At 44.2% G+C, this 15,302-nt stretch carries 6 protein-coding genes and 1 pseudogene; 5 read left to right on the top strand and 2 right to left on the bottom strand.

What is annotated here, in order from left to right; genetic code table 11:
- Positions 1-162: 162 nt before the first annotated feature.
- Positions 163-1,479, top strand: a complete 1,317-nt coding sequence (locus F0220_RS29950) for an ABC transporter substrate-binding protein (protein ID WP_181155521.1) — start codon at positions 163-165, stop codon at positions 1,477-1,479.
- Between the two features lie 208 nt (positions 1,480-1,687).
- On the opposite strand, the gene F0220_RS29945 is transcribed toward F0220_RS29950, so the two are convergent.
- Positions 1,688-2,314: a hypothetical protein gene (locus F0220_RS29945; protein WP_091012238.1), complete on the bottom strand. Its 627-nt coding sequence runs from the start codon at positions 2,312-2,314 to the stop codon at positions 1,688-1,690.
- A gap of 501 nt (positions 2,315-2,815) precedes the next feature.
- Between F0220_RS29945 and F0220_RS29940 the strand changes: the two genes are divergently transcribed.
- The 3 genes and pseudogenes from F0220_RS29940 to F0220_RS29930 all read left to right on the top strand — a co-directional run.
- Positions 2,816-5,500: an Ig-like domain-containing protein gene (locus tag F0220_RS29940; protein WP_105600606.1), complete on the top strand. Its 2,685-nt coding sequence runs from the start codon at positions 2,816-2,818 to the stop codon at positions 5,498-5,500.
- A 279-nt stretch (positions 5,501-5,779) separates the two neighbouring features.
- Complete coding sequence (locus F0220_RS29935) at positions 5,780-7,903, top strand: 5'-nucleotidase C-terminal domain-containing protein (protein ID WP_091012241.1); 2,124 nt, start codon at positions 5,780-5,782, stop codon at positions 7,901-7,903.
- 314 nt (positions 7,904-8,217) lie between these two features.
- Positions 8,218-13,101, top strand: a pseudogene (locus F0220_RS29930) (carboxypeptidase regulatory-like domain-containing protein); the annotation flags it as partial.
- A gap of 599 nt (positions 13,102-13,700) precedes the next feature.
- On the opposite strand, the gene F0220_RS33465 reads toward F0220_RS29930, so the two are convergent.
- Positions 13,701-14,057, bottom strand: a complete 357-nt coding sequence (locus F0220_RS33465; protein WP_397376324.1) for a hypothetical protein — start codon at positions 14,055-14,057, stop codon at positions 13,701-13,703.
- Positions 14,058-14,284: 227 nt separating this feature from the next.
- Here F0220_RS33465 and srtB point away from each other — a divergent pair, with 227 nt between their 5' ends.
- On the top strand, positions 14,285-15,061 hold the full coding sequence (gene srtB, locus F0220_RS29925; RefSeq protein ID WP_105600602.1) for a class B sortase: 777 nt from the start codon (positions 14,285-14,287) through the stop codon (positions 15,059-15,061).
- The last annotated feature ends 241 nt before the right edge of the window (positions 15,062-15,302 follow it).

Here is a 15,302-nt window from a genome sequence, read left to right as displayed (position 1 = left end):
TGATTTAAGGAAATGATAAGAAGTTCGGTAGTGAGATGATAAGCTTTCACTTCTATACTGAGTACAACACAAGCGAATAATCGTTTGAACAATACATGAGTGGAGGTTTTATTTTTGAAGCATAAGGTATTACAGAAGGCCATGCTCGTTAGTCTAAGTGTTATGTTAATCGGTATTTCAACCGTTTTCAGCACAGGCAAGCAAGTTTTTGCAAATTCGGACAACGAGGCAGATTCGACACGTACTTTAAAAGTATTGTACTGGAATGAAGATGATTTCAAAATGACATATGGAGATCTGTTTAGTCAGAAGTACCCGAATGTAAATATTGAAGTAGTTACACCTGGAGGTATGGAAGCGATTAGGGATTACAACGGGGCCATCCAAAAGTATTCACCGGATCTTGTGATGCTACCCCCTTACCAATACCAACAAATGTCTAAAGATAAAAAACTGGTCGATTTAGAACCTTTAATTAAACGAGATACGTATGACACGACAACGTTATACCCCGGCTTGCTTGATGAATTGAAGGAACAAGGCGGTGGCAAACTTTATGGGTTAAGCCCAAAAGCGGATTCGTACGCTCTTCTGTATAATGCTGATTTATTTAAAAAGTACAATGTTAAAACACCAACGGATGGGATGACATGGGAAGAGATATTGAATCTTGCTAAGAAATTCCCAACCAAGGGAGATAAGAACTCCCGAATTTGGGGCCTAAGCTCCTTTGGATCCAGTAATTTGGTAATGGATATCGCCAGAACAGAAGGATTAACGTACTTGGATCCAAACACCCTAAAGGCTACTGCAAATACAACTGCATGGAAAAATGCTTATCGTCTATCGAGTGAGGCAACGAAGTCCGGAGTACTTGACGAGCTGATCAGTCTGTCCGGCAAAAGTTACTTGGAAAGTAATTCGTTCATTATGGGACGATCTGCTATGAAAGTAGCCTCTATTAGTCAGTTGCAGTCCCTGCAAGCAGCAAAAAATAGTGTGAAGAATTACAAACCTTTCACACTTGGTATTGCTGCCGGCCCTGCGGCTAAGGACCGAAAATCAACAGGCAACGTATATATTCATGAGATATTCGCGATTCCAGCAGGCGCATCTCATGTTGATGCCGCTTGGGATTTCATCAAATATTTCAATGGAGAAGAATACGCTAATGAATACTATAAACCCAAGAACTCGAATAATAGTATCGGTGCTCCTCTATCTCGCATGATTAAAGAGTACTCCGGTTACAAGTTGGATGCATTCTACAAATTAAAACCTAATCTGGATTCATCGATAACAAGTTATGTTCTCATGAACAAGTCACCAAATTTTGAATTGAGATTTCGGTCAATTGTATTGAAAGAATTGACACAGGTAGCAAACGGGAAGAAAACATTGGACAAAGCAACTGCTGCTATCCAATCCAACACTCAAGCCGTTGCTGATAAATTGAAAAAGGCTCAGGCGGCAAAGTAATAGAATCTCTAGCCTTTTATAATTCCCCGAAATATAGAGATCGGGATAGTTCATACGACGTTATGTATAGAGGTCAGCCGTTTTTACTGGGTGGCCTCTTTTTGTTAAGTGATGGGTCTATCAACTTCCTCGGAAAACAAAAAAAGAGCCGCGTATCACGCAGCTCTCCATCGTACTTTAGTTCATTCCGTTCCAGTTCTCTTCTCTTTTAGCGCCCGCCCGTATTCGAAGCCCAGACAGGAATCCAACTGTTCGGATAATTGCTATTGGTCAGCGTTGTGTTATACAGTACTAAATTGCCATCACTTTGCATGACTAGTGTGTCACCCGTTGTGTTAGCTGGTAAGCTGCTCCCGTGATGACCTGGAATCCATGAGGTGGTATTGGGAGACCAAGCAGCTACCTGTACAGAAGTATCAATCATCAAAACTTTATCCCATCCCCAACCGGTGTAATATTCGAATTTACCTGTAGCCGGGTTGAAACCATAGCGATAGCCATATTGGTACACATCTTGATATTTCATTCCATATTTATACATGACGGGTTTCCCGTATTGTGGTTCAAACTTGAACGAAAGAGCCCCACTGTTACTGGTACCGCTACTCCAAAGAGAAGAACCATTCTGATAGATGACAAAATTCCCGTCATTCTGCCATATGGCTGAAAATCTGCCATCTTGCGAAGTGAGATAGTCTCCCTTAGCCATACTTTGGCCGATCGTGAGCTTATCTCCAAGATAGCCAGCAGAAGCAGTCGCTGGTACGGCAAATGCAAGAATCAACAAGCAAGCCAAAAAAACTCGAAAAGATTTGGGGAAAAATAAATGATTCATTGGACACACTCCTATATTCCTTAGAATGGTTGAGGCTTCATACCTAATACAATAAACACTCACAGATAATGCCATATGGCGACGCAGTGTTCGGTCAGGAGTGGTGAAAGAGCAATCAACACATCCCCCAATGATAATTAAAGGGAAATCAGATATACAATGCTCTCCGGTTCACCTCCTTTAATAGACAAAATTAGTTGCTTCAATGCACTATATGTAAATGGATATATTACTTTTTATTCCATTATAGCAACTAAAAAGATAAAATACATTATTTTCTACGAAACTCTATCTGTTCAATAGAGGAAGACATCAATGAATAATGCTACTAGTTTCGATCTCGACTTACGGTTCGTAGTTTCTGCTTGGGAAATGATTTATTTTTATTTGCGGGTATAGGAATTCGAACGTATGTGTCGAATTGGTTTAGAATAAATTTGAAGTATTTAAAAGGGAATTGATTTTATTGAGGAGCCCAGAGAGCGTTAAGAGGAGGAGCATATGTATTTAAGGAAGAAGATTGGAATTATTGTTCTGGTGGTATCCCTAATGGCAGGATTGTTGTGCCTCAAAGCATCAGATAAGGTGTATGCTGCGGCTCCAACATCAACAATTTCGATGGAATATGCGCTGCTGGGAATTGGCACCACCGCAAAGGTATTCTTTACGTTCTCGGAACCGGTACAAGGGTTGGACAATGGAGACTTAACTGTTCCGGAAAGCGGCACACTGACTGCACCGGTCTCTTCGGATGGAGGTTATACGTGGACCGCAACTCTCACACCTAAACCAGATATTACAGATGCAACCAACGTCATAACCCTGAACAACGAAGGTGTGATGAATCTAGGCGGTATTGTAGGTGTGGGCACGTCCACTTCGAGTAATTATACTATTGATACATTAAGACCGACAGCAACCATTGTTGTAGCCGATACGGTCCTTACCGCTGGGGAGACATCACTGATCACCATCACATTTTCCGAAGCAGTTACCGGCTTTAGCGTTGACGACCTAATAGTTGAGAATGGTACGGTGAGTGGCCTTAGTTCCTCCAATGGAGGTATAACATGGACCGCGACATTAACGCCAGCTTTTGGTATCACCGATGCAACCAATATTATCACGCTTGATAATACGGGCATTAGTGATCTTGCGGGCAATATGGGCACGGGGAAAACGCCTTCGAATAACTATGAGATCTATACCGCCCAGCCAACGGCAACGATTGTCGTAGCCAATACAACGTTGAATATTGGCAAGACGTCTGATGTGACCTTCACCTTCTCTGAAGCAGTGACCGGTTTTACGCTTGCCGACCTTGTGGTGACGAATGGAACCATTAACAATCTGGCTACGAACGACAATATTATGTATACAGCAAAATTTACCCCTACTGCCGGCATCACTGTGGGAACGAACAAGATTACACTCCATAATACGGGTGTAGTGAATCAAAGCGGCATAACAGGTATAGGTACAACGGATTCCAATAACTTCGCCATTGATACGGTCAGACCGACAGCAACGATTAACGTCGCCGATATGAACCTGACTGCCGGCAAGACATCAGAGGTCACCTTTACGTTTTCGGAAGCAATTACAGGCTTTACCAATGAGGACCTGACTGTTGCAAACGGCACGCTGAGTGCTGTGCGTACATCTGATGAGGGGATTACATGGACTGCGACATTGATACCAACTGTAGGTATTGATGATGGAACCAATGTCATCACGCTTGATAATTCGGGTATTAGCGATATGGCAGGCAACGCAGGCACGGGAACGACTGCTTCGAATAATTACGCAGTCTATACCTCCCGACCAACGGCAACGATTGTTGTAGCTGATGGAACGCTTACTCTTGGCAAAACATCCTTGATAACAATCACATTCTCTGAGGCAGTGTCAGGTTTTGATAACGCAGATCTGACGATTGCAAGCGGTACACTGACTACTGTCCGTTCAACCGATGGGGGAGTGACGTGGACAGCAACTTTAACCCCACAAGCGAATGTGAGCAAATCGGTCAATGTCATCACCCTTCAAAATACGGGAGTGTCCAATGGTGCAGGTAACGCAGGAGAGGGAATAACGGAGTCGAATCCGTACTCTGTTTTTACTGTACAGCCGGTACAAACAACAAGTCCGAGCAGTCCTTCTGCACCAATCGCCCCGATAGACAATACAGTCAAATCAACAACGGGTAAAATAACCGTTCCGATTGGTAAGTCAGGGTTGGTTAGCCTGGACAAAGAGATTCAAATCTCAATTCCAGCAGGGGCATCATCTCGCGAGCTGACATTATCCATTGATAAAGTTTCCAATACGGAACCTTTGCTAACACATAAAGAAATTCTGGCCAGCCCGGTATTTGAACTTCTGAAGAATTTTACGGAGAACTTCCTCGTACCGGTAAAACTGACATTTACCTTTGATTCAACAGGTCTTGAGCGTCATCATTCGACAGCTGTTTTTTATTTTGATGAAGTGAACATGACATGGGAGAAAGTAGATGGAGGTATTATTCAAGGGAATCAAATCACAGTCGAGGTCAATCACTTCACGAAGTATGCTGTCCTTGTTGTTGATCAAACTAGTGGAAAGCCCATCTTGAATAGTCCAGTTGAACCGACGGTAGAATCTGGCTTTAGCGATATCTCGGGACATTGGGCTGAAGCAAGAATTCAACAAGCTTTAAGCAAGGGTATAATTACCGGTTATCCGGATGGAACGTTCAATCCGGGGAAGAACGTCACACGTGCCGAGTTCTCAGTCATGCTGATGAACGCCTTGAATTCACAAAAAGCAGGAGCTGAACTGGTATTCTCAGATAAAACCGAAATCGGAACTTGGGCCAAAATGGCAGTCTCGCAAGCCGTGCAAGAAGGCATTATTAGCGGTTATCCAGACGACACGATCCGGCCGAACGCCAATATAACACGTGCCGAGATGGTAGTGATGGTTGCGAATGCACTCAAGGCATCTAATATAGACAATGCTACAACGTCTTTTGCAGATGACAAATCTATTCCTGTTTGGGCGAAAACCTCTGTGGAAACTCTGAAGGAACTTGGTCTTGTAGAAGGCATGGGTAACAACGAATTCAAACCTAAAGCACAAACCACCAGAGCAGAGGCTGTTGTTATATTAATGAACATGTTAGATAAAACCAAAGCGGAATAGTGGTTAACCGAGAAACATCTCTACCTCTATAGAGAGGAAAGCAAATTGGAGTGAGAATTACCTTGCGTCTGAGTGTTTTGAGCTAGTATATGAGCCGTTATATGAAGGTAATAAGGGCACCCTGCGGGGTGTCTTTAAGTTTAGTCATTAGTAAACATACCTATTCTCTATCAATCTCCCAAATATTTTTACAACCATTTGATAGTTTCTATGACTTTTCTGAATTGAACTATGGTAAAATATCTCAGGATCGATAATTGGAGAGGGGTTTTTTCATTCATGTTTTGGAAAAAAGTTTTGGGCAAAAGCACACTTCGTGTAGCTACTGCCGCACTATTACTCACGCAACTATTGGGCGCAGCGGGTTCCGTCTCTGCCGCAGGTAACGATGTAGAAGTACACTTGATTGGAATCAATGATTTCCACGGTCAGTTAGATACCACATCAATCGTGGGTGATAAGAAAGCAGGAACGGCTCCAATTCTAGCAACCTATCTCAAAGAAGCTCAAGCCAAATATGAACACTCCCTACTCTTCCATAATGGGGACTCTGTTGGTGCATCTGCTCCAGCCTCATCTTTGGATCGTGACGAGCCTACCATGGAATGGATGAATATGATGGGCTTTGATGTAGGGTCCTTAGGGAATCATGAATTCGACCAAGGTGTTGCTGCTTTGAAGGCACAGATCTTTGGTGGCCTTGATCCAAAAGAAGGTAAGGTAACGCATGCCGGTGCAAAATTTGATTACGTTAATGCAAACGTCATTGAAACCGCTACCGGAAAAACACTGATCAAGCCTTATGTAATCAAAGAAGTAGGCGGAGTCAAAATTGGATTCATCGGACTAGTGACGAAATCCACACCTGCTAAAGTATCTCCATCGGGGACAGCTGGCGTACGTTTCTTAAGTCCAGAAGAAGAAGTTGAAGCCGTTAATAAATATGCAAAAGAATTACAAGATAAAGGTGTAGAAACGATCATCGTGTTGGCACATGATCCAGCAACCACCAAAGAAGGCGTAACGACTGGAGAAGCAGCTGATCTGGCAAAAGCTTTACCGGCGGACTCCCCTGTTGATGTTATCGTTGCAGGTGACAATCATGCTTTGGCTAACGGTGAAGTGAATGGAAAGTTGATCGTTCAAGCTTATTCTTATGGTACGGCGTTTGAAGATATCAAGTTGATGATTGACCCTGCTACCGGGGATGTAACCGAAAAATCAGCGACTGTTACAACGACTTTCCAAGAGGGTGTAAAAGAAGACTCTGAAACATTGGCAATTATCAAGAAATCATTGGACAAGCACCCTGAACTGACGAAGCCAGTGGGTACAACAGATGGTTCTGTTTTGCGTACAGATGCCTACAATAATGAAGCGCCTCTAGGCAACCTGATTGCAGATGCAATGCGTAAAGCAGACTTTGGGGATAAGGCAAGTGCTGCTGACTTTGCATTTATGAATCCAGGTGGTATTCGTGCGGATCTGCCACAAGGCGATGTAACCTTTGCTGATCTTGCCAAAATCCAACCGTTTGGTAATACTCTAGTAAAACTGGAGCTGACTGGCGAACAGGTTAAAACCTTGTTGCAGCAACAATGGGGTACCAATGCTGACGGTACACCTAATACCAAAACACTCCAAATCTCTGGTTTAAAATACACTGCAGATTTCAATAAGCCGGTCGCAGAACGCGTTACTGGTCTCAGTCTGGAAGATGGAACAACGATTGATCCTGCAAAAACATATACGGCTGTAGTTAACAACTTTATGGCTGCAGGTGGAGATAACTATAAAGTGCTGCTGGATGCTAAATCATCTCTGGCAGGTCCTATCGATCTGGATGTATTCTACCAATACATCGTAGACACGTATAAAGGCGGTAGCATCGTAGTAAAAAATGAAGGACGTATCACAAACCTGGCTGCATCTACCGAGCCAACAGAAACACCCGTAACAACAGAAGTCATTTCTCGTGCTGAATTTGTAAGTGCTCTGGTCGACATGTTGAAACTTAACGAAGTAGCTACAGCACCTGCATTCAAGGATGTTGCCGCTAATGCTGCATATGCAGATGCGATTGCTGAAGCTACGCATGCTGGATTCATTCAAGGTTATGGTGGAAACTTCTATCCTGATCGGGATATCACGCGTGAAGAAGCTGCTACCATTCTTGCTAAATTGGTAAAAGATCAAGCGACTGATAAAGATGCTGCTACGATTATTGCTAGTTTTGAAGATGGTAAATCCGTGTCTGCTTATGCAATTAAACCTATGGCAAAACTGATTGACAAAGGTATTTTTGCTGGAACAGATAAAAAATCACTTCAACCTAAACAAGGTCTGACTACTAACGATGCAAAAGCATTGATTGAAAAAGCTGTTGCAGCAAAAGCTTCATAATGTAGAACTTATTCAAACTTTATATTAAAACAGAGAAACACATCCTATCGGGAGAATGAGCATTCCTCTACGGATAAATCCTCTCATCAAGTAGTTCTTTAATTGGTGAAAAGGGTTTATCCAGGAGAATGCCATATTCCAATTTAGGATGTTTTTTTATGCTTAAAATCCACGATTCTATGGAGAAATCCATGTCAGAATTGGCTCTATGCTCTGGTTACCGCTTAGTGTTCAGAATTTGGTAAGGGCTCTAAAGTAAAATGGTAAGGCAAGCCATATGAACTTGATGAATTTTATCAGTTTCTGTTGTAAGGATGGAATGGCCAAAGGAAAGGGAAAAAGTTTCTGGTTGCTGCAAAAATTTTAGAAGTGGAGGAGATTTTCGTTTGAAACAAAAACGCAATATAGGTAAACCGTTATTGTCTTTATTTCTGGCAATGTTGCTCGTCTTGCAGACAGTGATATACTCCACCGCCGCATATGCGGCGAGTGTGCCAACCGATTCCGGAATGGAAGCCGTCATTGAATCTGACTCACCGAGTGCCGACGAACCACTTTCGGTACCTGAGGCAATGTACGATGCACCGAGCAATTTCGTAGCGATGGCGGCAGTCCCAACGGACAAAACAGCGGTATTTATGGAATCTAATTCAACCTTCCCGCTGGAAGTGACACAGGGGAATGCTGTTATTAATCCGAACGGTATTATTCAGGGTAGACAGCCCTTTACGCTCAAATCGGAAGGTCTCAAGGTACCAGTGAATGGTGATGACCCGAATCCAACTAATGCAGATCCTGAGAAATACATCCAAAAGGGTGACTGGATCGAGCTGAAAAGAGAAGATTACTTCAAGGAAGTGATGCTGCCAACAGCTACTAAAACCTTGAATGCACAGACGGAATCAGGTACAAAACAGCTGGGTACTGCCCATTTTACTCCAAATAGCATCAAGATTGTATTTAACGGTGATGATTATTTTTTCAATGGTGTTGGACGAGGCATTGCCTTCAGCTTTGAATCTACTGCCAATGCAGATATAACGGGATTGGCGTATGGGGATAAAAAGCCGATCAACATCTTTGGTGGTGCATATCAGCTAGAGAACCCAGATGTTACAGCAGAGTATAACATTACTTTAAGCTCGCCTGGAATGATCAGATGGGATCAGTATAGCTATCGCGGAATTCAACCAGCACAATTTGTTGAGGGAGCTGTTACCTGGCAGTCAACCGTATCTGCGTTTGATCAGTTTGATAAAACAATCAAATTGCCACTAGACGGAAAGACCTTTTATACGAATCCCTCAACGTATAATACCAGCTCTGGAAATGTCCGCGGCACCTATATGGAGGATTCATTTAAAGTAAATGACCAAAATGTAACCCCAGTCGTTGGTCCAGACGGATCGCTGACTTACATTTTTCCACAGGGAACAGGTCTAGATCCAAAGGTTGAATATAAAACATGGATTTCAAAGGAAGCTTATTATTACGAGTATCGGAATCCGCCAGCCAATCTCGGTCGCAGCCACCGGGATATGAATGGCAAAGTGGAACTGAGAAAAGACAATAATATATTGGTGCAGTCAGGTTTGGAGATTGCCTTTGCTCCCGACTGGATTCAAGCCAGTGCTTCGTATGATCATGCGAATGAAACCATTACATGGAAGATCGCGGTTAACCAATATAACAAAAAAGGGTTAAAAGACTTTACTATCACAAATGTATTACCGGCTGGGCTGGAATTTGAATCAGCTGCATGGCAGACATGGGTAGATGGCACTGTATCTGAAGAGACGCCAATTACACCAGATTCCAACGGCGTTTATTCCTTCGGGGATATTAACGGAAAAGTCGAATTGTTGATTAAAAGCAAGGCGATAAGTGGTTCCAGCTTCCAAATTGACCCTCGTGCCAACTGGAATTTGGATACACCAGGGGGGATACAGAACAACGATGTAATGACGGGTAAAAGACCTATTGCCGTGACGGATGAGGCAATCGTCAGCATTGGCGCACACACGTTTACAAAAACAGGCGCAGTATCAACCGAGGATTATAACTTGGGTAGTATCACGTGGACCGTTAATCTAACACCACAGTACGCCTTACCTAACGCGGCAATATACGATGTCCTTGTGCATGGCGGTGACTTAAACGTCTTGGACAACGCTGTAGATGAAACCAGCGAGGTGAGTGCGGAGACAATTGCGAAAATTAAAGCAAATATCACTTCTGCGCAGCTTTGGAAGCAGTACAAAGCGGGAACTCTGAAGTCGAATGCAACCGGTTTGACGATGAAAGCTATTCCATTAACCGTAGACGGTAAAGTAGTGGCCGATTTGATCAAGGTGACCGGATACACCGAAGAAGCTGCATCCTTCAGCTTCCGTGCACTTGAGACCAACCCAAACATTCTCTTCAGACAGGAAATTAACGCAGGGAAAATAAGCTCGAATCGGGCTTTGCTCATTGATGGCGAGACCGTAAAAGAAGCAAATAGCAGCGCCAACCTGCACCTGCGTATGTTGAACAAGGATATGCTCTTTGCTTCGAGGCCATTAAAAGTAGATGGTACATTTGAAAATGTGACGCCGAATAACGTTAGCAGTTACATTAGAAATGATAACAATGAAGCATGGACGATTTCTGCCTATGACAGGACAACCAAAACGGTCACATTCCGTTTAGCGGTAAATATGCCTGGATATAACACAGAAGAAATGGCTAAGGATGGCGGTAATCGAGTCATTAGTAATATTAAGCTAGTGGATACACTTCCCGAAGGCTGGGAATTCGTTCCTTTCTCTGAAACTAAGGATTTCGAGCTTTGGAAAGGATTTTCGGACAATGGCGGAGGAACAGAATATGGTGTTAGAAACGATGCTAGAACTCTAATTGAACCAGGTACTAGTTCTCATGTAGTCCATTTCTCACACATTGGAAACGAGGGTACTTTCACCTTCTCCAAGTTGGAAAGTCCTTATATCATTCTGGTGAAGGCAAGACCTTCCAATGATGCTCTGCAGAAGTATTTAGAGGAATACACCATCAACGGTACAGACAAACAGGTGCTGTATAACAAAGCCGACCTTTATATGACATGGGGTGGAGTGGAGAAGGTTGTCACCGAACAGCGCAAAGTTATTGTACCAATTCAGTCCCTTGGAAAGTCGGTAACTAAGCCAGTTCCAGGAGTGCTGGAATGGACGGTGAACTATACCCCGCCATTTAACATGAAGCAGGGTGTTTATTTGCAGGATACCCTGGGTGCAGGCATGAATTTGCGTTATGAAGAAAACGGAAATCTTGTGCTGACATCACCTAGTATGGCAGTCTATCCTGCTAAATTGACCGCAAGCGGTACTCTTGAACGAGAGGGCGCAGCACTGGACCTCAGCGACCCGAATGCTGAAGTTCAAGTAGAAGCTGTACCAGGCGCAGGTGGCACTACGGTTCTAACATTTAAAATGGACGACCCTAATCAACTTTACCAGTTTGTTTACCAAACAGAAGTTGATCCAACTACAGCGAAAGCTGGAGACACAATGGGCAACGAGGTAAAACTGGAGGGCGATGACAATCTGAAATCTGTCAGTGCCAGAAGTGAAAGCACGCTGGACAGTTCGGACGTGGCGGGCAGTTCAAGTTCCAATGCCCTATTGCCTCTGAAAAAGGTAGATCCCAATGGCAATCCGCTAAAAGACGTAGAGTTTACACTCTATAAGAAAGACGGCGGAACTATAATCACCAAAGGAAAAACCGATAGCGGAGGGAAACTTAATCTGCTATTCCCTGATCCAGGGTATTATGAGCTGAAAGAAACTTATATTGACACCAATACTTGGCTGCCAACTACAAGAGTATACCAAGTATATGTAGGGAATACGCCAGGGAAGCCCATCTGGGTAGACGGGGTGAAATTAACCTCTGATAATCCGCTGATCGTGCCTACACCGGCCCAAGGCAAGCTGACCATTACCAATAAGGTGGAAGGTAACGGCAGTGATCCGGACAAAGGGTTCGAGTACACCGTGACCATCACAGGCGAAGGTAAGGACAGAGAGTATACCTATAAGAAGTCGGATGATACGTTTGACACGATCAAGAGCGGAGACAAGATTGTCCTCAAGCACGGGGAATCTGTGACGTTCCCAGCCTTGCCTGCGGATCTGGTCTATACCGTAACCGAGGCTGATTATACAACCGTTGACGGTTATACGACGATACCGGGTACGAGAGAGCTGTCTGGCTCAATCGTGAATAAAGGTGATCACAAGGCGGACTTCATCAATGAACGGACCGTTAACAAGCTGACCATCAGCAATACGGTCATGGGCAACGGTGGTGATAAAACGAAGGAGTTCGAGTACACCGTCAACTTTGAGGATACAGGCAAAGAGGCAAGTTACTCTTACTTGAAGACGGACGGCAGCACAGGTACGATCAAGTCCGGCGGTACTTTCCGCCTCAAGGATGGAGAGACACTGGATATTTTGGGCCTGCCTAAGAATCTGAAATACACCGTTACCCAACAAGATTACACAACCGATGAATACATGACTACTCCTGAGGAACGGTATCATACCGGAGTCATGAAAGGCATTGATGAAGATACCCCATTCACGAACGTGCGAGTCTTGAGGGGCGGCCTATTAATCAGCAACACAGTTAAAGGCAAAGATGAAGACAAGAAGAAGCTGTTTAAGTACACGGTTGCCTTCACTGGCGAGGGACCGGACGAATCCTACGTCTATGAGAAGTCAGACGGCAGCAAGGGCATGATCAAGAGCGGTCAGAGCTTTGAGCTTACAGATGGCCAGACGCTCATTGTCCAAGGGCTTCCAACCAATCTTCAGTACAAAGTGACCCAAGATGATTATACGCAAGATGGCTATGTGACTGATCCAGAGAGTCTCATTCACATTGGCACTATTCCAGAGAAAAAGTTGTCTGAAGCACATTTTGCCAATACCCGACCGTATCTGGAAGGCGTGCTGCGTAACAATAACACAGGAGAAGTCATTCCGAATGCACCGATTACGGTAACCGATCTGAAGACAGGCGAAGAGATTCAGACGCAGACGAATGAGAAGGGTGAATATTCAATTCCAGCCGTAGCGGATACCGATTATACGATCAGATATACGAAGATGTATCGGGTAGGCGGTAAGGATGTACCTGTTGAGTTTACGCAAAAAGCAAATGTGAACAGCAGTGTAACGGACGAGACTGTTCCAGCGGACATTACGGCCGTGGGGATCATTCTGTTCAAACAACTGGATGGAACAACAGTGCTATTCAACGACTTGTTGACTAGTCAGATGCATATCTATTTGAAAGACAAGGATGGCATTTATGTTAAGGAAAACGGCCAACCTAAAGCATTTCCTATGGCTTCGAATGGAACTTTCTCTGTGGAAGGGCTAAGCGAGCAGAAGTACACAATGGAAGTTCGCTATCAAGCTGAGACAGGCGAGGAATTGCTCCTCAAAGTAGCGCAACTTGACGTTAAAGCTAACGGAGAGCTGAATATTTCAGAGGAGTTAGTCGACCCTTACGGTACGGTCTATGATGAAACGACAGGAGATGCCGTCACTGGCAAGAAAATTGATGGAGCCAAAGTTACACTGTATTATGCGGATACGCAGCGGAATAGAGATAACGGCCGCACTCCGGGCACGAAAGTAACGCTTCCAAAGGTTCCAAATTTCCCGCCGTACGACAACGAGAGCCCGGAGCAGAATAGTGATGCAAATGGCTTCTATGCGTACATGGTGTTTCCTGAAGCGGATTACTATCTGATCGTAAGGAAGGACGGATACGAAACGCATACAAGTGGTACGATTTCAGTCGATTTTGACATTGTCAGGTACGATGTGCCAATGAAGCCAATTCGTTCTGGTGGTGGCACTGGCGGCAATGGTAACAACGGAGGCGGCACCGTAACGCCTGGTCCAGGCACCGTAACGCCAGATCCAGGCACCGTAACGCCAGATCCGGGCACCGTAACGCCAGATCCAGGCACCGTAACGCCAGATCCAGGCACCGTAACGCCAGATCCAGGCACCGTAACGCCAGATCCAGGCACCGTAACGCCAGATCCAGGCACCGTAACGCCAGATCCGGGCACCGTAACGCCAGAACCAGGCATCGTAACGCCTGAACCAGGCACCGTAACACTTGATCCGGGCAATGGTAACGATCAGCTTAAGAACGATAGCAACGCGTTGGACGATGCTCCGAAAACTGGAGATAACAGCGTATCGCCATTCTTGTATATGGTTTTGGCGCTAATGTCCTTAATGACGATCGGGTTCTGTCTGCTCGGGCACAAGAAAAAAAAGCACATCCAGTAATGGAAGGGAAGGCGGTAAGAAAATGAGCAAAACTAAAAAAATTCTTATCGCTGTTTCCTTGCTTGTGTTGGTATTTTCACTTGTTAGTCTTGCGAGGACTTTCTTGCGAGACTATGCCGAGAAGCAGAAAATCGAAGAGTTAACAAAGGTTTGGAAAGAAGGATCAGAACAAGGTGGAGGGGATGCAATCCCCTCCCTTTTGTTCAATAAAGGCAATGAGCCGGTTATGCTTCCCGAATTTCGAGATCTTTACGAGAGGAACTCAGACATCGTCGGCTGGCTGAAGATTGATGGTACCCGAATTGAGTACCCAGTCATGCAGAGCCCACAGGATTCGGAGTACTATCTCAATCATGATTTTGATAAAAATGAAAATCAAGGCGGTCTTCCTTTTTTGGACGAGTCTAGTACGACCAACAATTCAGACATTTTGCTGATTCATGGTCATCACATGAAAAGTGGTTGGATGTTTAAAGATTTAATGAAGTACAAGGGTGAAAGCTTTTATCAAGAGCATGCGACGTTCCAGTTCAGCACGCTTTACAAAAAGGAAGAGTATGAGATTGTTGCCGTTATTCTGTCAAAAGTTTATCGCAAATCGGACGACGTGTTTAAATACTACCAGATTGAGAATGTAAATACGCCCGCCGAGTTCGATTCATATGTTCAGAATATCAAACAACTCTCTCTTTATGACACAGGCGTAACAGCACAGTATGGTGACAAGCTTATTGTACTGTCCACATGCGAGTATTCGACCGAAAACGGTAGGCTAGCGGTGGTGGCCCGAAAGCGTTAATTGACGATGCTGAAACACAAAATCAATCTGCTTTATTTCGCGTTCTCTCCTTAGAGGACGCGATTTTTATTGTCCCCGAAATAAGGTGCTCATGGACATGTGGCTTGAGGAATTACGCAGGTCGATAAATTCTGACGAATCCAACGAGTATTGAGGATGTATACATTTGAGATGAGGACATGAAGGCCTGTTCCAGTCGTCAAAATGGGATATGGCGGGTTAAATCGACAAATCGATGTTT

It is taken from the genome of Paenibacillus sp. 37 (assembly GCF_008386395.1).
In the GTDB taxonomy this organism is placed as follows: domain Bacteria; phylum Bacillota; class Bacilli; order Paenibacillales; family Paenibacillaceae; genus Paenibacillus; species Paenibacillus amylolyticus_B.
Note: the sequence above shows the minus strand (reverse complement) of the source record. Positions and strands in the feature narration are given on the sequence as shown.

What these genes read in the sequence shown, in the direction of transcription:
- F0220_RS29935 (WP_091012241.1), top strand. Translation starts at nt 5,780, where the DNA reads ATGTTTTGGAAAAAAGTTTTGGGCAAAAGCACACTTCGTGTAGCTACT.
- F0220_RS33465 (WP_397376324.1), bottom strand. Translation starts at nt 14,057, where the DNA reads ATGCCTGGTTCTGGCGTTACGGTGCCCGGATCTGGCGTTACGGTGCCT.
- F0220_RS29940 (WP_105600606.1), top strand. Translation starts at nt 2,816, where the DNA reads ATGTATTTAAGGAAGAAGATTGGAATTATTGTTCTGGTGGTATCCCTA.
- F0220_RS29945 (WP_091012238.1), bottom strand. Translation starts at nt 2,314, where the DNA reads ATGAATCATTTATTTTTCCCCAAATCTTTTCGAGTTTTTTTGGCTTGC.
- F0220_RS29950 (WP_181155521.1), top strand. Translation starts at nt 163, where the DNA reads ATGTTAATCGGTATTTCAACCGTTTTCAGCACAGGCAAGCAAGTTTTT.
- srtB (WP_105600602.1), top strand. Translation starts at nt 14,285, where the DNA reads ATGAGCAAAACTAAAAAAATTCTTATCGCTGTTTCCTTGCTTGTGTTG.